This window comes from Nocardia sp. NPDC004718 (assembly GCF_053601535.1).
Genome location: NZ_JBSGCA010000019.1, coordinates 52,653 through 74,648, shown reverse-complemented (window position 1 = coordinate 74,648; position 21,996 = coordinate 52,653). Strand labels below are relative to the sequence as shown.

The following is a 21,996-nucleotide window of genomic DNA, read 5'->3' as shown; positions in this document are numbered from 1 at the left end:
GACATCGCAGCGCCGCCCGTCTCCCCGCCAACGCCACCTCAGCCGGATTTACGGCGCAACTCGAAGATCCGGAACACACGGCCGCCGGAGAGCTCGTACTCCATGGCGTAACCGGGCCAGAACTCGACCGCCAGATCCCAGAAGGGCTTGCGCTCCACACCGTCGATCTCACGCACCGCGACCAGGAACTGCTCACCCTCGTGCCGGACCGAGGCGGTCTGCGCGGCACGCAGATTCGCCGACCACGCCGGATGTTCGGAACTCCCCCAATTCGAGCCGAGGACGATGAAGTCCGCACCGTGCGGGACATACAGCAACGACGTGGTCCGCGGGATACCCGTCTTCCGGCCCGGTACCGTGACCTCGATGGACGGCAATCCCGCCAGATCCAGGACACCCTTTCGCCCGCCGCTCACCCGCCGGATCACGCGCTCGAGCCGGAGCACGACCGGCGCCGACCGCATCACCCAGCGCTGCTGAGCGAGCCGTCGCGCCACGCGCGGCAACGGATTAGACACCAATTCAGGACACCTCTCCGTGGCGGACTCGCAGGCTGGCAGGCGCTCTACAACAGATCTAACACCTCGTACCTACATCTATGCACAGTTGGCCTCTCGGTCTTCGATATCCATTGCGAAGTTTCTGTTGCGGTGCAGGTTTCGAATTGCATCCGTTTCTACGCAATCCCGCTGGTCACCGCACCGGACGAGGTTGCTGGTGATCCCCGGCCCGGCCTGGCTGCGCCGATCCAGTTCGAACCCGAACAGGCCGAACGCGATCTTGGATCGGCTCGTCCTAGGCGGAGTTGTGCGTGCGCGATCGCATGGTGGTTGTGGAGGTGTTCCATGGTCTTGAAGTCGAGGAAAAACATAGTTTGATGCGAATATCTACGTATCAACATGTTAGTTGTAGCGATGTTAGTTGTTGCGGCTCCGCCACATCGCCCTCCGCGCAGTTCCATTCCGCGCAAGTCCTCGAAGCGCAGCCCGCTCCCCGACTTTCGAGAAAACGGACAAGCGACCAGTTACCCTGTCCCCCGTGCCGCCCTCCCCCACCCTGGTTCGAGCACCCGGGGGTCGACGAGGGCCAGCCCCTTTCGGAACAGGAGTTCGATGCGTTCACACCACCGCCATGTCTCTGCCGCCTTGGCGGCGGTCGCCGTGGTACTGCTCGGAGGCGTCGCTCCAGCAGCCGCCCGCACCGAGCCGCCCGCCGCGGTCACCCCGATGGGCCCGGATTTCCTTTGGGGCGTCGCCTCGTCGGGATATCAATCGGAAGGCCATGCCCCGGACAGCAACTGGTCCCGCTACATCGCGTCCGGGAAAACGACCGACCCCTATCGGGATTCGATCGACTTCTACGCGCGCTACCGCTCGGACATCGCCCTTGCGGCCGATCTGGGCGTGAAGGTGTATCGCATCGGCGTCGAGTGGGCACGCCTCCAGCCCGAGCCGGGCAAGTGGGACCTCGAGGGCCTGAAGTTCTACGACGACGTCGTCGCCGCGATCACGGCTGCCGGCATGCGTCCCATGATCACCATCGACCACTGGGTCTACCCGGGCTGGGCGGTCGACCGCGGGGGCTGGAACAACCCGGACCTCCTCCAGGATTGGCTGGCCAACGCACGAGCGGTCGTCGATCGCTACGCCCCGTTCCAGCCGTTGTGGGTGACGTTCAACGAGCCGACCTTCTACCTGCTGAACGAACTGCGCCACGGCGGACTGTCGCCCGCCGCCGCGCCCGCGATGCAAGACCGGATCACCCAGGCCCACAACATCATCTACGACTACATCCACCGGGTACAGCCGGGCGCCATGGTGACCAGCAATGTCGCCTACATCCCTGGCGGTGAGGATGTGGTGAACAAACCGCTGGTGGACAGGATCGACACAAAGCTCGACTACATCGGCATCGACTACTACTACGGCCTCTCCCCCGACAGCCTCGCCGTTACGGCGAGTTTCACGGAGTTGTGGAAGAACCCGCTGCAGCCCGAAGGCATCTACTACGCGCTGCAACACTATGCGCGTCAGTTCCCCGGTAAGCCGCTCTACATAGTCGAGAACGGAATGCCCACCGAGAACGGCCTGCCCCGCGCGGACGGATACAGCCGCGCCGACTCACTCCGCGACACCGTCTACTGGCTCCAGCGAGCCAAGGCCGACGGCATGAACTTGATCGGTTACAACTATTGGAGTCTGACCGACAATTACGAGTGGGGCTCCTACACACCACGTTTCGGCCTCTACACCGTCGACGTCCTCACCGATCCGGCCCTCACGCGCAAGCCGACGGACGCGGTGGCCGCATACACCGACATCACCCGCACCGGCGGCGTCGCGCCCGGTTACCGGCCGACCCGTGCGCCGAAGGATTGTTCCTTCGTCGACGTGCCCGCCAGCTGTTCCGACCCGGTCACCGTCCCGCGGTGACACTTCGGGGTACACCATCGAGTGGAGGTGGACGATGACCGACGATCCCATCGCGGTGCTGCGGCGCTGGGCCGATTCCGGCGGAATCTGGCGGGTCGCCGGACGCCGGCCCGGTTCGGTCACCGTCGCCCTCTACCAGTGCACGGGCGGAGAGGAGGTCGACCGGCTGGTCTCCTCCGATCCCGAGTTGATCAGCTATCTCGGTGAGCGAACCAGCAGCGAGGACTGAACCGCTCAGCTCATGACCGATCCGGTCGCCCCCGCCCACAGCCGCTCCAGCACGCGCGCGGCCGGTTCCACGGAGGTGATCATGCCGACCCCCTGCCCCGCGTCGATCGGCGCGACAGCGGGATCGTCAGCGGCGAGCGCCGCGGTGAGAGCGCGCTTGGCCGCCGCGTCCATGGCGAGTTCTTCTTCTCGCCCGGTCCACCGGTCGGTGAACCCGGTGCGCAGCACCCGCGCGGGAAACCTGGCGGGCCAAGGCAATTCCATTCCCACGTCGTACGCGCGGGTGAGCACCGTGTCGTCGCCGCGTGCCTCGATCAGAGCGCGACGGCCCGCATCCGACAGCAGCGATTCCGAGGAGGCCGCCAGGCAGGTGCCGAGCCATGCGCCACTGGCGCCGGCGCGCAGCACGGCGGCGAGATCCCCCGGTGCGCCGATGCCGCCCGCCGCGAGCACCGGGACCGTTACCGCGTCCAGCACCTCTTCCAGGAGCGGCAGCAGCGACGCGTTCACGGCACCGTGCCCACCACCCTCCACACCGCGCGCCACGAGGACGCCGACACCGGCGGCTTGCGCACGCCGCGCGTCCTGCCCGCTGTACACCTGAGTGGCCGGGACGATCCCTTCGTCCGCGACTCGGGCGGCCCAGCCCAAGTCTTCCCCGAAGCTCACCGAGATCAGTGCGGGACGCGCCTCGATCGCGACCTCGAGCAGTCGCGGCTCCTCGGCGACCACCCAATCGACCAGACCGATGCCGAACGGGCCGTCGACGCCGCGCACGTGCGGCAATTCCCGCTCCAGCGCCCGGACCGATCCGGCACTGCCCATCCCGATCATCCCGAGCCCACCGGCCGCGGTCACCGCCGCGGCGAGCCGTCCGCCCGCCACACCCCCCATCGGCGCATTGACCAGTGGAACGCGCGCACCCATCCGGTGCGCCCATGCGATCGCGTCGTGTGCGGGGAACTGTTCGCCGGGCGTCGTCACGAGTTCCATCGCAGCACACCGTGCCATGAACAGTGCCGGGCCGCCCTGTCACCGCGGGTGGTCACCCGCGGTGACCGAGCATGTCCAGCAGTCCGTCGAGCTGGAGTTCGAACAACTCGTCGCGGTCGGCGAAAGTGTTGGTGCCGTACATGTCGAAGACGTCCGCGCTCACCGCCCCGAACAGGCCGACCCAGAACGTCACGCCGCGGACGACCAGCCAGTCGGGCACCTCGAGCGGGAACTCGTCGCGGATCAGCGCGAAGCTGCCCGCGAGAGGCGCGGAGATCCGCGGCTCCTTACCGGGCGCGGCGAGCCGGCCGGCACGATGGGCCTGAGCGAACAAGGTCAGCAGCGCGGCGATCACCCGGGTGCCCGGCGCGGTGGTCTCGGTGGCGGGTGCGTCGTAGCCGGGAACCGGCGTACCGAACAGCAACCCGTAGCGAGCGGGTTCGGCCAGTGCCCATCGCCGCACCGTGCGACCCAGAACCCGCAGCCCGTCGATCGGATCGTCCCCGGCCTCGGCCAGCGCCTCGTCGACCGCGTCGCCGAGGGCGTTGTAGCCGTCCACGACGAGCAGGGTCAGCAGTTCGTCGCGACTGCGGACATACCGGTAGACCGCCGAGGAGACCACGCCGAGGTCACGCGCGACCGCGCGCAGCGACAAGGCGGCGGCGCCTTCGGTCGCCAGGTGTTCGCGCCCGATCCGGACGATGTCGTTCATGGTCTGGGCCCTGGCGCGGGCGCGGGGTGTCGTCGGCATAGCAGAAACGATGCGCGCATCTGAGAGCGTTGTCAACTATTGAGAGCATCGCTCTTTAACCGGGGCGGGCAACCACCGGCACCGCAGATTACCGGAGCGATCGGCTGGTTCCAGCCGACTTGCGAACCGTTACTTACCCGGGAGTAGTGTTAGCCGAGTCACTGGCGACACGATCGAGGAGTTCCACATGGACCAGCGGACGACGGATTTCGACGTGCTGATCGTCGGTTCCGGGTTCGGCGGCAGCGTCACCGCGCTTCGGCTGGTGGAGAAGGGGTACAAGGTCGGCGTACTGGAGGCGGGCCGGCGCTTCGCCGACGACGAACTGCCCAAGACCAGCTGGGAGCTGAAGAAGTTCCTCTGGGCGCCCGCACTCGGCTGCTACGGAATCCAGCGCATCCATCCGCTGCGCAACGTCCTCATCCTCGGCGGCGCGGGCGTCGGGGGTGGTTCGCTGAATTACGCGAACACCTTGTACGTGCCGCCGGAGCCGTTCTTCCGCGACCCGCAGTGGCGTGACATCACCGACTGGCGCGACGAGCTCACCCCGTACTACGAGCGGGCGCAGCAGATGCTCGGCGTGGTGCGGAATCCGCACATGACGCCCGCCGACGAGGTCTTCAAGGCCGTCGCCGACGACATGGGTGTCGGTGACACCTTCGTGCAGACGCCGGTCGGCGTGTTCTTCGGCGAGCCGGGCAAGACCGTGCCCGACCCCTACTTCGGCGGCGTCGGGCCGGAGCGCACCGGGTGCGTCGAATGCGGCGACTGCATGGTGGGCTGCAAGTACGGCGCGAAGAACACGCTCGTGAAGAACTACCTCTACCTGGCCGAGCAGGCGGGCGCCGAAGTCATCCCGATGACGACGGTCACCGAGCTGCGTCCGCACTCGGACGGCACGTGGGACGTGTCCACCGTTCGTACCGGCGCCTGGATTCGCAAGCAACCTCGCACGCTCACCGCCGCGCACGTCGTGCTCGCGGCGGGCACGCGCGGTACCCAGAAGCTGCTGTTCGCCATGCGCGACAGGGGCGTGCTGCCGGACCTGTCCGATCGGCTCGGCGTGCTCACGCGCACCAACTCGGAGTCGATCGTCGGCGCCGCGACCAAGCAGGTGCGCCCCGGCACCGACTTCACCAAGGGCGTCGCGATCACCTCGTCCATTCATCCCACTCCCGACACGCACATCGAGCCGGTCCGCTACGGCAAGGGATCCAACTCGATGGGGCTGCTCCAGACGCTCATGGTCGACGGCGGTGGCCGGATCCCGCGCTGGCTGCGCTTCCTCGGCCTGGTGCTGCGGCACCCGATGAATCTGCTCAGCTTCTTGAGCACGAAGAACTGGAGTGAGCGGACCATCATCTCGCTGGTCATGCAGCACTTGGACAATTCGATCACCACCTACACCAAACGCGGCCTGTTCGGCCGCAAGCTGACCAGCAAACAGGGCCACGGCGAACCCAATCCGACCTGGATCCCGGTGGGCAACGACGTCACCAGGCGGGTCGCGGAGAAGATCGGCGGCATCGCGGGCGGTAGCTGGGGGGAGATCTTCAACATCCCGCTCACGGCCCATTTCCTGGGCGGCGCGGCGATCGGGGCCGACGCCGAGCACGGCGTGATCGACGGCTACCACCGCGTGTACGGCTACCCGACGCTCAGCGTCGTCGACGGGGCGGCGGTCTCGGCGAACCTGGGCGTCAACCCGTCACTGACGATCACCGCGCAGGCCGAGCGGGCGGCGGCGTACTGGCCGAACAAGGGCGAGGTGGACGCCCGCCCACCGGTGGGCACGGGATACCGGCGTATCGCTCCCATCGCACCGGTGAATCCGGCGGTCCCGGCGACTTCGCCCGCGGCGCTGGTGCTTCCGATCGTGGAGATCCGGGAGACGCCCGCCGCCGGATAGGTCCGCCGCCGGTCTGATCTGCCGGAATTCGACGGCGGCGGGCGAGTGCGAGGCCCGACGCCGCGAAAACCAGAACCGACCGCGCAGCAATCTCACCTCAACTAGCCTTTATCTGGTCTTTTGTCGCTGCGACAGCCAGGAGGCGATCCGTGAGCACACCGCGGCACACGTTGCTCGGTCCCGCGGCGATGGCGACGGCCCTCATACTCGCGATAGCGGGGTGCGGCGGCGACGGAGCGGACTCCACGCGAGCGGGAGCACCGTCCAGTTCCGCGGTGCTGCCCAACCGGATCGCCGGTGTGCCGATACCGGACGGCCGGATCGACGATGCCGTGGGCGAGCTGGACCGGCTCGCAGAAGACCTGTTCGCCTCCTCCGGGGTTCCCGGCATGGCGGTCGCCGTCGTTCACGGCGGAAAGGTCGTGTACAGCAAGGGATTCGGTGTTCGCAACATCGTCACCGACGAGAAGGTCGACCCGGATACGGTCTTCCAGCTGGCGTCGTTGTCCAAGCCGGTCGGGGCCACGGTCGTCGCCCGCCGGATCGCCGCGGGAGGCGTTGAATGGGACACCCCGGTGCACCGGCTGCTGCCGTCCTTCGCCCTCGCCGATCCCTACGTCACCGAGCACGTCACGATCGGCGATCTGTATGCGCACCGCTCCGGACTGCCCGATCACGCGGGCGACCTACTGGAGGATCTCGGCTACGACCGCGGCCAGATTCTCGACCGGCTTCGGCTGTTGCCGCTGGGCGCGTTCCGCAATTCCTACGAGTACACCAATTTCGGGCTGACCGCGGCCGCCGTCGCCGTCGCCACCGCGGCGGGAACCGATTGGGAGACGTTGTCCGCACAGACCATCTACGGTCCACTCGGCATGAATTCGACCAGTTCCCGCTACACCGACTTCGTATCCCGCGCGAACCGCGCGGAGGGGCACGTGCTGATCGAGGGCAAATACGAGCTGGCGAACCCGCAGCGCCAACCGGACGCGCAGTCCCCGGCGGGAGGGGTCAGCTCCTCGGTGACCGACATGGCCAAATGGATGACGATGGTGCTCGCCGACGGCTCCGCCGGAGGCTCGGTCCTGGTGCCATCGGAGGATCTGCTGCCCGCCATCTCTCCGCAAGCCGTGTCGGCTCCACCGAAAATGCCCGACGCGCGGGCCGGGTTCTACGGATTCGGCTTCAATGTGAGTGATTCCGCCGCGGGCCGCGTCGTGCTCGGTCACTCGGGAGCGTTCGGCCTCGGCGCGGCCACCGCGTTCACCCTGATCCCTTCGGCCGACGTCGGCATCGTGACGCTCACCAACGCGGCCCCGATCGGCGTGCCGGAGACGCTGAACGCGGAGTTCGCCGATCTGGTGCAGTTCGGGGAGGTCCAGCAGGACTGGCGCACTCTGTATCGAACGGCGTTCCAGCCACTCGGAGCACCGGCGGGGGCGCTGGCGGGCAAACAGCCGCCCGCCGACCCGGCGCCCGCGCGACCGGCGGCGGCATACGCGGGAAGCTACGACAACGCCTACTACGGACCGGCGACGATCAGCGCCACCGATCGATTCCTTACGCTCACTCTGGGCCCGAACAACATGACCTTCCCCTTGAGGCACTGGAACGGCGACACTTTCGTCTTCACGCCTCCCGGCGAGAACGCCCCACACGGCTCGGTCTCCCAGGCGACCTTCGACGGCGACAAACTCACCCTCGAGTACTACGACACCGAACACCTCGGCGTGTTCACCCGACGGTAACGGTCGCGCCCACCCCGACCGCGATCCCGGGCTCCGGCGCACGGCCCGCAGCCGGTCGCGGACGCCGTCCATCTATTTCCCGGGGGTTTGCCGACCACCGTTGCGGGAAGTCGCTGAATGCAGGAGAGGAAGGCAGCGATGACCGAACCGAACGAGACATACGACCCCCCGCAGGACACCGGCCCGCCCGACGCGGTCGAGACCGATGCGGCGGCCCTCAGCAGCGCCGAGGATCTGGACGAGGATCGGCTGCGTTCCGACCCGCTCGAGGCCGGAATGGACCCACCGGAGCACTGGACCGGCGTCACGAAGTACGGCGTAACGCCGTGGGAGCAATCTCATCCCCGACCGATCGGAGACCGGCTCGCCGAGGAGGAACCCGACACCGATGCCGGAGTCGTGGAGACCGAGGTCACCGGACACGAGAACTACCGAAAGCTCAAGGACATCAGCGACGACTGCGACCCCGTACTCGCCGAGCACCGCTACGAGGAGGAAATCGGTGTTGCGGCCGACGTCGCAGGCGGTTCGGTGGGTGACGACATCCGGCACCCGCACCCGCCCGAATGAACGGGAGCATGCCCATCTGATCGGTGGATACCGCCGTGGCCCGGCGGCCCGGCACCGGAGAACGACACCCGCCGCATATCGCGCGATCGCTTCAGGCGCGACAGGCGGGGCCGGGCCTGGATATGGTTCTCATTCGTCCGGGAGCCACACCAGGCAGAACGTATGCCCCACCGGGTCGGCATAAACACGGAACGCTCCATCGGTTTCGTCCTGCACGAGTGTCGCGCCCAACGCGAGCGCCGCGGGCTCGGCTTGCTCGATATCGTCCACCAAGACGTCGAAATGTACTTGCTGTGACCCCTCGGGATCCGGGAAGCGCGGGGGCTGGTAGTCGGGCGCCGTCTGGAATGCGATGCGCCGACCCGATGCCTCGACCAGCACCACCCAGTCGTCGTCATCGTCCTCGCGCAGATCTCCCCCGAGCAACTCTTGGTAGAACCTGGCGAGTTTGCGCGGCTGAGGGCAATCCAGCACGACGCTACGCAATTGTCCGACCCCATTGTTCGATGCCATACTCCGACCTCCTGACCTATGCCATTCGTCGTTGCCTACCCGCGCCGCTCGGCGGCAAACGCGGTCGGCGCACCCGAGCCCGCACCCGTCGCCGCTGCGATAGAACACACGGGCCGAAGGCAGGCCGGGCGCAACGCAACGGCCCGCCCGGCGCTACGAATCACGCCGGACGGGCCGCTTCCCCGTTCGCTATGCGACGCCGCCACGTCACACAGCTTGATCATGGTAAGCGCCCACGCCTGGCATATCCGGCAGCCACGCCGGATCATCCGATGTCCGATCGATGCGACACCGTCGTGCATGCAGGTCATTCGCCATGCGAGGCTCGCCAGAGCGTGTGTTCGCGGCTGACCGCTTCCTCGGCGTCGGATACGGCGTCGGCCCAAGCGGCTTCGGTGTCGTTCTGTTCCAGGACCTCGGCGACGATGCTCAATTCATTCGAGGCGACGGCATAGGCGGCGGCGCCGGTACTGTGCTGACGAGCCGACGACCAGGCGGCCAGGCCCGCCACCCCCGCCGCGAAAATGCCTGCGAGATCGAAGTTCACCGCGTTGAACGCCTTCGCCAGCGCTCCCGCGACACCCGCGACCTCGAAAAAGAGTGCCAGCGTGCCGAATAACTGAGACCTGCGCTGGTGGTATCCGGATTTCCCCGCATACCACCGTTGCTGTTCCCGGATGCGGTCGTTCAAGTAGACGCGGCGCCGTTCCCCGAACGGCGCGGAGCGCAGCCGCCGCATGCGATCGGTGATGGCCGGGGCGGTGGTCGGCCGCAACGCCAGCGCCGAGATATCCTGACGCAGCAGCATGAGTCGCTCGATCAACATCCGATCGGCCTCGGCCGGAGACAGCGTCCCGACGAACGGCGCACCCTGTACCGCGTACTTCCAGGTCAAGGTCTTCACCGACTCGGCGAGCGCGCGACCCTCGTACCAGGACTTACCCGGACGTCCGCGCAGAACGCCCACATCGACCGCGAGGATTCCGACGAAGGCCATCGCCGTGAGGATGGCCGCGATATCGGTGCCCGAAGCGCCGACGCGTATGGTGAATGCCGCGCACGCCGCCGCCACCACGGCCAGCCAGAGCCGAGCTCCATAGGCGCGGAGATAGAATTTCTGGCCGTACAGCGACGCCGTGTCCGCGGACTGGAACAGCCCCGGGTAGTCGTCAGCCTGCCGCACGGGCCGCGGGACGCGTTCGAACCGACATGGCCGAAGCGTAACAGGCGACAGGTCGGTATCGAATCCTTTTGCGCTGCTTTCGAATTACGAGTCCTCCATCGCCGATCGCCATTCCGGACCGCGCACTCGCGACATCAACCACGGACCTGCAGATCCGCCATCAGATACCGGGTGGCGGCCCGATGACCGCCGGTCACGGCGATCCGGGCCGTCCGCGGGGTGGTGCCGGAATTCGGTGAGCGGCTGTCCATTCGCGACCAGTGATAGAGCACCTGCGCTTTCAGGAACGCCCGGTCACTCTGCTTGTCGCAGAGGAAGATGACTTTGGCAATGGGAAAGCGGTCGATCACACGCTGCAACTCGAATCGCGTTCCCGCGTTCGCCGGCACGTATCCGGCGAGGTCGAGCACGACGTAGTCGACCCGGGACAGCAGTGTGTCCACCGCCGCCTGCCAGAAGCTGACGTGGCAGAGGATCGAGCGAACGGGATAGCTGCCCGCGGGGTCGCGGACCTCGACCGCCAGATCGGTCACCCCGAGCAGCCGCCTTCGTCCGGGTGGCAACGGTTCGGCCGAGTGTTTCGCCAGTTCTTCGCGCAGCATGCGCGGTGATGCCACGAACATGGTGCGGAAGGCATTGCGCCTGCGCACGTCTCGTACCTCCTCCGGACTCACCGACGCGGCGCTGCGCAGGAGATGCACATACCCGAACTCGCGCCACGCGCCACGCAGGAATTCCCGGGCGCGCGCCCGATTGTCGAACAGGCGGAGATAGGCGATCTGTACCGGCTTCGCGCCGATCACATTCGACCGCGGCGAGACCTCGCGAAGATCTCCCCGGCCCCGCGGCGGGGTGGTGAATCGCACGGTGAGCGCCGGAATCTCGCTCGCGCGAGCCCAAGTCGGGTCCGGGCCGATCGGGCTGATCCGGGCGCTGTAGGCGGGGTCTTTCGACCACTTCTCGACCGTCCGGCTCGCATTCCACCGCCGCCAGCGCAGCGCGACCGATGCCAGCAGCACCGCTGCCGACAGGACCATCAGGCCGAGGACGACAGGCTCCAGTTCCGGCGCCGGACGTTGCGTTCCGTCGGGTTCCTCCACGGTCACCCCGTAGACCAGGACCAAGACGAACAGCGCGACCGGCACCACGCCCCAGAGCAACCGTCGGCTCGCGGCCGCACCGTGACTTCGGACCTCCTGCACCGTGGCCATGTGCGTGTCCAGTGGCGGCACCAGCATGGCGATCTGATCGGGATCACGGTCCACGCGTCGCCGCAGCGATCGCGCTCGCAACCCTTGCGATGCGTCGGTGACGGCCTCCGCCCCGGCGGCGAACGCCCCCACCCCCAGCACGGCCAGCGGAAACAGCACCAGCTGCCGCCACGTCGACAGGTCGACCGCGGGAACCCAGGCCGCCAGCAGCTGCGGCCCGCGAGCCCAGACCACGACAACAGCCGCCACCGCCGCCACGAATCGAACGGCGTTTCCACCCGCCGACCGCAGCAACGCGGTCTCCTCGCCCCGGACGCGAGCGTACAACTCGCCGCCGCTCATTCCGCTGACCACCGCTGGCGTACCGTCCCGCCCCTGTGCAGATGAACACTGGTATGCCGATGGCTGTGCCTGTCGCGCCGGCGATATCGCCGTGCACGTCAGCCGCTTTCACCGGCGGAGCACCAGTATGGACCCGAACCGGTGAGGGCACATCGGTTATCGGCCGGGACTACATGACGCGGACCGGCGCGGATTTCGGGAAGACGACCGGTAAGGCCATCAGTGCCCGGTGGAACGGTCCCGGCCGCCATTGCAGTTCGGCCTCGGCCTTGCCCAACTGGATTTCCGGCAGAGCGTCGAACAGTTGGTCGATGGCGTTCTGCACCGTCATGTAGGCGACGGATTTCGCCGGGCACGCGTGCGGACCCGCACTCCACGCCAGATGGGAACGATTGCCGATACGACTGCCACCGGGCTCGTCGGTCCCACGGATCTGGGGATCGTTGTTGCACCCGGCGAGGCTGATGACCACCGGCTGGTCCGCGGGCAACCAGACCCCGTCGACCATGATCGGCTGCCGCGGGTAGGTCGTGCAGAAGTTCGCCATCGGCGGGTCGTTGAACAAGACCTCGTCGAGCGCGTCGGTGGTGGACAGGTTCCGTCCGAGGACGTCACCGAAGCGGAACCGGTCGTCGGTGATCATCAGCAGCACCGCGTTGGTGATCAGATTGCGTTGCGCCTCGAATCCGGCCCCGTAGAAGCTCATCAGCTGGGCGAAGATCTCGATGTCGTCGAGTTCGGTCGAGTGGTGCGCCAACCGCGAGGTGACGTCGTCGCCGGGATGTTGGCGCTTGAGCCGGATCAGCTGCATCAGCGCATCCTTGAGCATCTTCATGCCCTCGGGCCCCCGCACCGTATCGAAGCGCGCGGCCATACCGGTGGCGACCCGCTCGCCGATCTCGGCCGGGCAGCCGACCATCCGGTTGAGGACCTCCAGGACCAGCGGAAACGCGTACTGGGTAACCAGATCGGCGGATCCGTCCGCGCAGAAGGCATTGATCAACGGGACGGCGATCTGTTCGACGGTGGTAGGCACGTCGAACAAATCGATCCCGTCGATGGCGTCGACGGAAGCATGCCGGTAGCGATCGTGGGCGAGTCCGGTGCTGTACCGTGCCGCCGGATACCACTCCATCATCGGCCGCACCGGAGAATCATCGGGAATGGTCTTCTGCCAGGTGCGCGGATCGGCCGGGAAATGGTCAGGATCGCTGAGGATGCGCACCGCCGTCTGGTAGCCGATCACCAGGGTGGCGGGAACGCCGGGCGCCAGCTCGATCGGAACCAGCGAGCCGTGCTTGCTCCGCATCTCGCGATAGGCATGGTGCGGGTCGGTGACGAACTCTTTCGTATACATCTGGACGCGCGGGGCGTCCGCTTCCGTCAAGGGTCCGTGCTGGACGGGGCACGCTCCGGTTCCAGTGGTGTGCGGCGCGGCCATCGGGGACTGTGGTGTGGTCAAGAACGTGACTCCAGGTAATGGAACAGCAATTCGACGAAAGTGATCTGTGAGCGGGTACACGTGCCTGCCGAGACCTGTCGTCCAGAACTCGGCGACCCGCATACGCTAGCAACATAGCAACGCTCCGATCCCTCCGCTGACGAAGGTGGCACCGACATACGGCCGAGAGGCACGTCCGGACAAGGCAATTCGCCGCATTTCAGCACGAAAGCCCGCCGTAGGCGCTGGTGGGGAGTGCACGATCCGGTCGTCGCACGTCGGCTCCGGGTCGTGTTCCGCGCACCTGGAGGGTCGTCGCCGCTCCTCTGCGGTCACGCGCGGTCGGCTACCGCACGGCAGATCACTGCTCGGGTCCCCTACCGCCGGCCAGGCCAACCGTCGTCGCGGCGGCCTGCCGCGCGGCTTCGACCGTGCATCGGCCGAGTCCGCAGGCGGTGGCGACACCGTAGGCCTCGCGTCCGGCGGCTTGCTCGAAGAGAGCGAGCGCGCGGGCGCTGCCCTCTTCGGAGTCCGGGGAGACGACACCGGCGATCACTTTCCAGTCGGGATCGAGTTTGTGCAGCGGTGCGTAGAACCGCGGGTCCAACGGCGCCGGCTCGGCACCGTAGGCGCACGGGATATGCACCGGCGGCAGGGGTGTGCCCTGTGCACGCAGCAGCCGTGCGGTGCGGCCGAGCAGCTTCACCGCCGGAGTGAGGGTGCGCGGGGTGAGCAGGCTCTTGTGCTGATAATCGCCGTAGCACAGGTGCACGATCGCTTCCGCGCCGATTTCGTGCATTCGGCCGAGGAAACCGGCGAGTTGCCGCGCGACGAGCGGTGCGAGGGCCCACTGCGAACGTAGTCGCTCCGCCTTGACCATGCTCAGCAGTGCGATCGGCGACTCCAGCTGCCAGACCACACGGTCACCGTACCGTTCGACGACCTCGGTCATCTCCTGAACCACCGCTTCGGTGAACACCGGCAGCTGCCGAAGCGCGCCGACCACCAGCCCGGAGCTTCGCACGGCAGGCCAGACGGGGAGTCCACCGGAGACCGCGGCGCCCGCGAAGACGAACATCGCCAGATCCAGCGGACTGGGTTGGCTGATCTGGACTTTCGTTCCGGCCAGCTCCGGACGGTCGCTCCGCAGCGATTCGAACGTGTCCACGACCTCGCCGATCCGCTCGACCCGGCCCATCGCGACGTGTCGCGGCTCCAACGTGCACCCCGGTCTCAGGCCGTAACTGGGGAAGTCACTGTAGTCGGTGTACTCGCCGGGGCGGACGATCTCGAAGACGTCGGCATGCAGCTTCCGCGTGCGCAGATAGTCGAGAATCCAGTCCGGATCGAGATCGCAAGGCACGGCGGTCACCGGCTGTCCCTGGCTGTGGTCGGCAAACCATTGCATGACGGCACGATCACCCGTCATCAGCTCGGCAGGCAGGCTGCCGACATAATGCGCGTATCTGGTCATCTGTGGCTCTTCTGTTGTCTGGACGCGCGATCCGCGACCCAGGAGCATTACCGTTACGCCGATCGGTAGCTGTGCAAGCGTACACGGACACGCCGGAATCCCGCACCCCCTGATGTTCCCACGCTATCGACCAGCGGATGAACGTTTTCGAAGCCGGTCCGCCGTCGCGGCTGGGTCTGCGGTGGCCGGGTAAGCCAGCCACTGCGGACCCGAATCTGTTGTGTGCCAAAGGATTAGTTCCATGCCTCGATGCGAGCCCCGAACGGTGGCGACTACCTCGACAAAAGCACCGGACGAACCCAACGGCCTACCAGACCCGGCACAGCGGTCACTATTTCGCTCACTCCAGCAGGCGCGCAGCCGATACGGGGTGCTTGCCGGCATCGTTCGGTGATCGGCAAAGTCGCGGATCACGCGTCCTTCGGCTGCGCAGCAGCAACTTCCTCGCACAACACCGATCCGGGGGCGGCGCCGGTCACCGTAATCCGGGCGACCGACCGCAGCAGTCCGGGCGGCGTCCTGGACGACTTGCGGCGAGGCATTCCGAAAATTCCCCACGCGCACGCGTATTCGCGGTCTACCATCGGAGTCGTCCGAACCGATCTGCTGGATAGGACAATTCGACGGCGCCTGGTCCGTAGCGGTGTCGTGTTATCGCTTTGCTGTGCACCACTGATCAGATCCGAACAGACGCAGACCATCGACAGCGTGCTCGTCGATCGTCTCGGTATCCATCTCGGGGGTGAGGGCCACGCATGACCATCGAAATGCCTGTCGGCGACAATTCCGGCTCGCCTGGTAGCCGAGACCCGCTGAGCGTCTCGACCGGCTCGCGGGATCGCGTGATGTCCGGTCGGCAGCGCTGAGAGCTTTCCGATCCGAGCGTGATTCGCTCGGGATGACCAGGTCGCCGCAGTACCGCTGAGGGCAGGCGCATCGATCGACCTCGCACACGCCGACGCCCGGAATTCATCGAACCCGTAGTGCGACAAGCGCTGCGGTACGTCGCCGACGCGGCGGTCGCGAGAACCACTCAGACAGAATGGAGTCCCCGCATGGCGTTCGAGTTTCTCGTGCCCGTTCTCACCGCACTGGTCGCGGTGGTCGTCTTCGTGGCGGGGGATCGCCTACATCCGAAGGCATGGCGGCACACCGACGACGACACCGTCGGCGCGCTGGTGCTCAACTTGATCAACACGATCTTCATGGCGGTGGTGGCGTTCATCGTCGTGATCGCCTGGCAGCAGTACGACAACGCGCGCAATCACACCATCGCCGAAGCCAAATCGCTCATCGACACCTACTGGGCCGCGCACGGGATGCCCGAAACCGACCACACGCGCATCCAAGGACTGGTGCGCGATTACACCGAGCAGGTTCTCACCGCGGAATGGGCCGTGATGGCCGACGACGGTCATCTCAGTCAATCCACCCAGGACACCCTCGATACCCTGCGCGACGCCGTGGCCGCGGTGAATCCGGCCGATCCCGAGGTCGACACACTTCGCACCAGTGCGCTGACCAGCCTCGACGCGGTGGCGCAGGCACGTGCCGATCGCGCGCTGGACGCCGGTTACCGCGTTCCCGGCTTCCTCTACCTGGCCATGTGGATCTGCACGGTCCTGCTGCTGTTCAGCGTGGTCCTCTCCGGCGTCCAGGTCACCAAGCGCACCGTCGTGACGACCGCGCTGCTCGGCGCCATCGTCGGCGTGGTGATCCGGGCGATCTACAACCTCGACGAGCCGTTCTCCGGTGGGAACGTGGTCCCGAAGGAGGCCTTCGAACTCGCACTGTCCCGGTACCAGCACACGAGTTGATCTTCCGGCCGGTTTCGACCACGACGAGGCGACTACACATGCGACGCGAGCGAAAAACATCTCGAACACCGAGAACGGCCAAGGGATTGGCCGCTGCGATGCTGCCCCTGACCATAGCGGCACTCGTGGCCCAACCGCTGGAAGCATCGGCGGAGGCACCGCCGTGGCCGCCGTTCGGCGACCTCGCCACCGGGAGTGCGGGGACCGGCTCCGAGCCGGTGGGCGCCTTCGCGGGCGGTGGTTCCAGCGACGGCCCCGCCACATCGTCCGGTAGCGCCGTTGCCGAAGGTGAGACGTCCGGTGGGTCCCTGAGTCTCGGCCCGATTCGGCTGCCTTCCGGCAGCGCCGGCCTCGTCGCCACCGGCAGCGCCGGGACCGCCGGCGCACGCGGCGGTCCGCTCTCCACCGGCGATGCGGAAACCGGCGGCGCGGCACGCCCGGCTCCCCGCTCGGACGTCACGGCGGAACAACCGGCCGCGACGCCGGGAGTCGACACCGGCAGCGTCCAGCTGGCGTGCACCGGCAGCGCCGTGACGGGCAGCGCGTTGCTCCTGCTCGGGCTCGTGACCGGCAGCGGTTCCGGCTCCCTCGTACCTGGTCTCATCGGCCCCGGATCGAGCGGATCGGCCCTGGGCAGCGCCGCCGTCGGCAGTGCCGCTACCGGCAGCGCAGTGCTGACCTGTCTTCTGCTGCTTCCCGCCACCCCGCCCCCGCCTATGAGCCCCCTCCAACTCGGCCCGCCTGCCCCCGAACTCCTTATCGTTTCGGCTCCGGCAGCTGCCCCCACACCTATACCGCCGCAGGCCGAGCGTCCCCTACCCGAGCCGCGCACTGCCCCACCGAACCGGCCACGCGGGCGGGACATCCGAGCCGCCGAACCGGCCCCCGACCCGGCCGTCTGGAACCTCATGAGGCTGATGACAGTGCTGGTGGTCACCGTCATCACCGTCGTCGGCATCCGCCTCGCACCCGGCCCCGGACGAACCCGTTAGATCTCCGATCCGCGCAAGATGGTGCGGGCGCCGAAACAACCGGCACCCGCACCATCTTCACTACTCGGAGTCCCTCCGGCATCACCTCAGCGGGGCGCCATCCGGATGGCGCCGTCGAGACGGATGGTCTCGCCGTTGAGCATCGGGTTCTCCACGATGTGGCGCGCGAGCGCGGCGTATTCGGTGGGGTCGCCCAGGCGCGAGGGGTGCGGGACCTGCGCGCCCAGGGACGCGATGGCCTCGTCCGGCAGCGTGGCGAACAGCGGAGTGTGGAACAACCCCGGCGCGATGGTCACGACCCGGATCTTGATGGCCGCGAGGTCACGCGCCACCGGCAGGGTCAGGCCGACGATTCCACCTTTGGACGCCGAGTACGCCGCTTGCCCGATCTGGCCGTCGAAGGCCGCCACGGACGCGGTGTTGATGATGACACCGCGCTCCTCACCCACCGGATCGGTCTTCGCGATTCGTTCGGCGGCCAGCCGGATCACGTTGAAGGTGCCGATCAGGTTGACGTTGACGACCTTGGTGAAGTCCGCCAGCGGGAACGCCCCGTTCTTGCCCACGGTCTTGATGGCGTTGCCGATACCCGCGCAGTTGACCGCGATCCGCAGATCGCCCAGCTCCTGCGCGGCGTCGAGGGCCGCCGTGACCTGCTCCTCGTTCGTGACGTCCGCCGCCGCGAAGACCACGCCGTCGCCGAGTTCTTTGGCGACGGCCTCGCCGGAGGACGACGGCAGGTCGATGATCACGACCTTCGCTCCCTTACCGTGCAGCTCCCGCACGGTCGCCAAGCCCAGTCCCGACGCACCACCGGTCACCGCCGCGACCGAGTTGCTGATCTCCATCCCACTCCTCTTCTCCGGGCTGCCGAACGACAGCGCGAAACGCCGTCCGACTGGTCTGCGCTGTCACCCCGACACGGGGAGCCAGGCGCCGTGACCAATCGAGACACGGCGACAGGCTAACCGCACAGGCAGCACTAAGTAAACAGTCATTCTCCTTCGAATCGATACGCCGGTCGTCCGATGTCACTCGAACCCCCTGCAAGAGCGCAGAAATCGGCGTGATGGCAAGCTGTTCGTTATGGCCGATATTCGCCTGGACGTCTCCGACGCCATCGCCACCATCACCCTCGACCGCCCGCGGCAGCTCAACGCGTTCACCACCGCGATGGGCACGGAGCTGGTCGATGCCTTCGACACCTGCGACCGGGACGATCGAATTCGCGCCGTGATCATCACGGGCGCCGGTCGCGCCTTCTGCGCGGGCGCGGACCTGTCGGCGGGTGCGGAGACCTTCGTCGCGGGCGACCAGGACGCCGCGGAGTCCTTCCGTGACAGCGGCGGCGAGGTCGTCCTGCGCATGTTCGAGTCTCGCAAGCCCATCATCGCCGCCGTCAACGGCCCCGCTGTCGGCGTCGGCATCACCATGACGCTCGCGGCGGACTTCCGCATCGCCGTCGACACCGCCCGCATCGGGTTCGTCTTCAATCGACGTGGCATCGTTCCCGAGTCCTGCTCCAGCTGGTTCCTGCCCCGGCTGGTCCCGATGCAGACCGCGCTGGACTGGGTGTACTCGGGCCGCCTCGTCGACGCGAGCGAGGCCCGCGAAGCCGGATTGTTCTCCGCGCTGCATCCGGCGGACACCCTGCTCGACGAGGCGCGTGCGCTGGCGCGCCGCGTCACCGAGCATTCCGCGCCGGTCTCGGTAGCCTTGTCCCGGCAGATGCTGTGGCGCAACCTGGGCGCCGAGCATCCGATGATCGCGCACCGCATCGAGTCCCGCGGCATCTACCACCGAGGCGCGAGCGCCGACGCCAGGGAAGGCGTGACCGCCTTCTTGGAGAAGCGACCCGCGCGCTTCCCCGACAGCGTCCACCGTGACCTCCCGGACCTCTTCGGCGACGATCTCACGGTTCCGCCGTTCCGGCCGTGAGTTTCTCGCTCGTGCCTGTCGGTGCGTCATTATCCGTCGACGGTGGCGAGGAACTCCCGCAGCAACGCGGTGATCGCCGCGGGTTGTTCGAAGCTGCTGGTGTGACCGGAATCCGCGATGGTGCGCAGGCGCGCGCCCGGGGTCGACGCGGCGATGCGCTCGGATCGCGCGGGCGGCGGTAGTGCTCGCGCAGCACCTCGATTCGCGGCTGGAACATCCAGCCGCCGAACAGCAGTCCGTGACCGAACACCACGGTGGCCGCTTCCGGGCGGTCGCGCGGCGCTCCTGGCGCTCCGGCGGCTCCGACCGACCGTAACCCCGCCGGCGAGAGGAACTTCGGCAGAGCAAGAGCCTCCGATCGTGGGATCGAAAGCGTCTATGTCACCACCACGCCACGACGCGCAGCGGAAACGAGCCCATCCCGCGCACCGGCGCGGGCAGTGCGACGAGTCTGGCGCCGGTGCCGGGGAGCGCGTCCAGGTTCGTCATCTGCTCGATGATCGGGATTCCCGCGCCCAGCAGCGTGTGATGGCACGGACGTGTCGGCAACGACGTGTCGTCGACGTCGAGCGAGTCGATGCCCACCAACGCCACATTGGCGGCGACCAGCGCATCGGCGACCTCACCGACCAGGAACGGATGCCCGGGGTCTCGGTACGCGGCCGAACCCCACTCGGCCGACCAACCGGTGTGCACCAGCACCGCCTTGCCCCACAGGCGCGCGGGATCACCGAGCAGATCGGGGCCCACCGCGCGCAGTCCCCGCGCGCGGATCAGGACGATCGGCACGTTGAACAGCCGTTCCAACGGCAACTCGGCGATGTCGGCGCCCTCGGCGTGGAAATGGTAAGGCGCGTCGATGTAGGTCCCGGTGTGGCCGACCATATCCACGCGTGCGATGTCGTAGGTCATGTCGATCAGCGGCGATCGGTCGCGCGCCACGGCCGTGGTGACGCGTGGTGCGGGCAGGCCCGGATAGGTGAGCATGCCATCCGAGACCGGATGCGACAGCTCCACGATCGCTCGGCTCATACCTGGGACGCTACCGGCCGATCCCGTGCTCGTATACGGAGTGGTCGCGGGCCCCGACGCGGTGAAAGTGCCGATCGCGATCGGCACATGCGCGTCGCGCCGAAGAAGCGCAGAATGTACACCGGAAGGTCATCATGCGAGCGCTACAGGGCCTGCTCGGCGTCGTGCTGGGGATCCTCACGGCCGTGCTCGGCACGGTACTGGGGCTGGTCGCGGCCGTGCTGTGGCTCGTCGGCGCGATCCTGTGCGTGACGGTCATTCTGCTTCCCCTCGGTCTGCCGGTCACCAAACTCGCCCGCCGCCTGTTCACCCTCTCCCGGCAACTCATGCATCTGCCCTGACGGCCGACGCAACGGGTCGGTCGATCAGGTTTCGTATGGCTTCGACGACGGGGCCGGGCATCTCCTCCGGCAGGAAGTGTCCGCACCGCACGGTCCCGGCGTGAAGATCGTTCACCCATCCCGACCAGATCGACAAGGGATCGAACGGAAGCACGACCTCGCCCGGATCCTGCCAGAGCGCGGCTACGGGCATGGTCAACCGACGGCCCGCACGACGATCGGCTTCGTCGTGGACGTTGTCGATGGAGGCGCTGGCCCGGTAGTCGGCGCACACCGCGCGAACGGCGCCGGGCGCACGGGCAGCCGCGAGGTATGCGGCGCGGGCTTCCGCGGGAATCGCGCCGGGTATCCGGCACCAGTCGTCGAGGAAGTGCCCGAAGAACAGATCGGGGTCGGCCGCGATCATGCGCTCGGCCACGTCGGAAGGTTGTGCGAGCAGATACAGATGAAAGGCGAAGATGCCGGATGTCCCGTGCAGGGTGGACCACATGTCGGCGGCAGGCAGCACGTCCAGAATCGCGAGATGGCTGATCGCGTCCGGGTGGTCCAAACCTGCGCGGAACGCGACCAACCCCCCTCGATCGTGGCCGGCGAGCGCGAATCGCTCATGGCCCAGCGCCCGCATGAGCCCGATGATGTCGGCGGCCATCGTCCGTTTCGCGTAGGTGCTGCCATCCGGCTCGCCGACGGGCTTGTCGCTGTCGCCGTAGCCGCGCAGATCCGGGCAGATCACCAGATGGTCGCGAGCGAGGTCCGTCGCGACGTGCCGCCAAGCGAAATGGGTCTGCGGAAAGCCGTGCAAGAGCACGATCGGGGCGCCTGCTCCGGCCATGGCGACGTGGAGACCGACATCGCCGACCGTCACGCGATCGTAGGCGAATCCAGCAATCCTGTTGCGCATCTCTCGGACAGTAGGACATGGCACCGACAAGCTCTGGGCACGCACACCGGCCCAAAACCACTGCGGCGCTATCGATCGTCTGCGCTGAACACCATCACCTACTGCACCGGGACGGTGCTGCGCCCGTAGGAGAAGGAAGCCGCCTATCAGATGCTGTGCGGGGGGTTCCCGGGCTGGAGT

General features: G+C 67.4%; 20 protein-coding genes. 9 read left to right on the top strand and 11 right to left on the bottom strand.

The features are described from left to right. Window positions 1-38: 38 nt before the first annotated feature. Entirely contained in the window at window positions 39-518 is a 480-nt protein-coding gene (locus tag ACWEH3_RS16715) for a nitroreductase family deazaflavin-dependent oxidoreductase (protein ID WP_450022212.1), read from the bottom strand. A 594-nt stretch (window positions 519-1,112) separates the two neighbouring features. Here ACWEH3_RS16715 and ACWEH3_RS16710 point away from each other — a divergent pair. Next, window positions 1,113-2,432 carry a family 1 glycosylhydrolase gene (locus tag ACWEH3_RS16710; protein ID WP_450022214.1) on the top strand — a complete coding sequence of 440 codons (1,320 nt, stop codon included), beginning with the start codon at window positions 1,113-1,115 and terminating at the stop codon, window positions 2,430-2,432. A gap of 34 nt (window positions 2,433-2,466) precedes the next feature. Then, window positions 2,467-2,661 carry a hypothetical protein gene (locus ACWEH3_RS16705; protein ID WP_450022216.1) on the top strand — a complete coding sequence of 65 codons (195 nt, stop codon included), beginning with the start codon at window positions 2,467-2,469 and terminating at the stop codon, window positions 2,659-2,661. Window positions 2,662-2,666: 5 nt separating this feature from the next. Here the strand turns inward: ACWEH3_RS16705 and ACWEH3_RS16700 are convergent, their stop codons facing one another. Continuing rightward, window positions 2,667-3,653 (bottom strand): NAD(P)H-dependent flavin oxidoreductase, encoded by a 987-nt coding sequence (locus ACWEH3_RS16700; RefSeq protein ID WP_450022218.1) that lies wholly within the window; start codon window positions 3,651-3,653, stop codon window positions 2,667-2,669. A gap of 52 nt (window positions 3,654-3,705) precedes the next feature. Then, window positions 3,706-4,404, bottom strand: coding sequence for a TetR/AcrR family transcriptional regulator (locus tag ACWEH3_RS16695; protein WP_450022220.1), 699 nt, complete (start codon window positions 4,402-4,404; stop codon window positions 3,706-3,708). Window positions 4,405-4,591: 187 nt separating this feature from the next. On the opposite strand from ACWEH3_RS16695, the gene ACWEH3_RS16690 reads away from it, so the two are divergent. The 3 genes from ACWEH3_RS16690 to ACWEH3_RS16680 all read left to right on the top strand — a co-directional run bounded on the left by ACWEH3_RS16690 (window position 4,592) and on the right by ACWEH3_RS16680 (window position 8,631). Further along, a complete protein-coding gene (locus ACWEH3_RS16690; protein ID WP_450022222.1) occupies window positions 4,592-6,313 on the top strand; it encodes a GMC oxidoreductase in 1,722 nt (573 codons plus the stop codon). Window positions 6,314-6,501: 188 nt separating this feature from the next. Then, window positions 6,502-8,061, top strand: a complete 1,560-nt coding sequence (locus ACWEH3_RS16685; protein ID WP_450022267.1) for a serine hydrolase — start codon at window positions 6,502-6,504, stop codon at window positions 8,059-8,061. 138 nt (window positions 8,062-8,199) lie between these two features. Next, entirely contained in the window at window positions 8,200-8,631 is a 432-nt protein-coding gene (locus tag ACWEH3_RS16680; RefSeq protein ID WP_450022224.1) for a hypothetical protein, read from the top strand. A gap of 129 nt (window positions 8,632-8,760) precedes the next feature. Here ACWEH3_RS16680 and ACWEH3_RS16675 read toward each other — a convergent pair whose 3' ends face one another. The 5 genes from ACWEH3_RS16675 to ACWEH3_RS16655 form a co-directional block, all read right to left on the bottom strand. Then, the gene (locus tag ACWEH3_RS16675; protein WP_450022226.1) at window positions 8,761-9,144 is read right to left on the bottom strand and encodes a VOC family protein; all 384 of its coding nucleotides are present in this window, start codon (window positions 9,142-9,144) and stop codon (window positions 8,761-8,763) included. A gap of 307 nt (window positions 9,145-9,451) precedes the next feature. Beyond that, entirely contained in the window at window positions 9,452-10,327 is an 876-nt protein-coding gene (locus ACWEH3_RS16670; RefSeq protein ID WP_450022228.1) for a DUF4231 domain-containing protein, read from the bottom strand. A 134-nt stretch (window positions 10,328-10,461) separates the two neighbouring features. Continuing rightward, window positions 10,462-11,892, bottom strand: a complete 1,431-nt coding sequence (locus ACWEH3_RS16665; RefSeq protein ID WP_452358342.1) for a hypothetical protein — start codon at window positions 11,890-11,892, stop codon at window positions 10,462-10,464. 157 nt (window positions 11,893-12,049) lie between these two features. After that, window positions 12,050-13,321 (bottom strand): cytochrome P450, encoded by a 1,272-nt coding sequence (locus ACWEH3_RS16660; protein WP_450022269.1) that lies wholly within the window; start codon window positions 13,319-13,321, stop codon window positions 12,050-12,052. Window positions 13,322-13,682: 361 nt separating this feature from the next. Further along, on the bottom strand, window positions 13,683-14,795 hold the full coding sequence (locus ACWEH3_RS16655) for a hypothetical protein (RefSeq protein ID WP_450022232.1): 1,113 nt from the start codon (window positions 14,793-14,795) through the stop codon (window positions 13,683-13,685). Between the two features lie 1,055 nt (window positions 14,796-15,850). On the opposite strand from ACWEH3_RS16655, the gene ACWEH3_RS16650 reads away from it, so the two are divergent. Both ACWEH3_RS16650 and ACWEH3_RS16645 read left to right on the top strand, forming a co-directional pair. Further along, window positions 15,851-16,612, top strand: coding sequence for a bestrophin-like domain (locus tag ACWEH3_RS16650; protein ID WP_450022234.1), 762 nt, complete (start codon window positions 15,851-15,853; stop codon window positions 16,610-16,612). A gap of 98 nt (window positions 16,613-16,710) precedes the next feature. Next, window positions 16,711-17,604: a hypothetical protein gene (locus tag ACWEH3_RS16645; protein ID WP_450022236.1), complete on the top strand. Its 894-nt coding sequence runs from the start codon at window positions 16,711-16,713 to the stop codon at window positions 17,602-17,604. A gap of 86 nt (window positions 17,605-17,690) precedes the next feature. Here ACWEH3_RS16645 and ACWEH3_RS16640 read toward each other — a convergent pair whose 3' ends face one another. Further along, window positions 17,691-18,452 (bottom strand): 3-hydroxyacyl-CoA dehydrogenase, encoded by a 762-nt coding sequence (locus ACWEH3_RS16640; protein ID WP_450022238.1) that lies wholly within the window; start codon window positions 18,450-18,452, stop codon window positions 17,691-17,693. Window positions 18,453-18,690: 238 nt separating this feature from the next. Between ACWEH3_RS16640 and ACWEH3_RS16635 the strand changes: the two genes are divergently transcribed. After that, complete coding sequence (locus tag ACWEH3_RS16635) at window positions 18,691-19,542, top strand: crotonase/enoyl-CoA hydratase family protein (RefSeq protein WP_450022240.1); 852 nt, start codon at window positions 18,691-18,693, stop codon at window positions 19,540-19,542. A gap of 381 nt (window positions 19,543-19,923) precedes the next feature. Here the strand turns inward: ACWEH3_RS16635 and ACWEH3_RS16630 are convergent, their stop codons facing one another. Next, window positions 19,924-20,574, bottom strand: a complete 651-nt coding sequence (locus ACWEH3_RS16630) for a cyclase family protein (protein ID WP_450022242.1) — start codon at window positions 20,572-20,574, stop codon at window positions 19,924-19,926. 134 nt (window positions 20,575-20,708) lie between these two features. Between ACWEH3_RS16630 and ACWEH3_RS16625 the strand changes: the two genes are divergently transcribed. Continuing rightward, window positions 20,709-20,915: a hypothetical protein gene (locus ACWEH3_RS16625; RefSeq protein ID WP_355074149.1), complete on the top strand. Its 207-nt coding sequence runs from the start codon at window positions 20,709-20,711 to the stop codon at window positions 20,913-20,915. Here the strand turns inward: ACWEH3_RS16625 and ACWEH3_RS16620 are convergent. After that, entirely contained in the window at window positions 20,899-21,816 is a 918-nt protein-coding gene (locus tag ACWEH3_RS16620) for an alpha/beta fold hydrolase (RefSeq protein WP_450022244.1), read from the bottom strand. The genes ACWEH3_RS16625 and ACWEH3_RS16620 overlap by 17 nt on opposite strands. Between the last annotated feature and the right edge of the window lie 180 nt (window positions 21,817-21,996).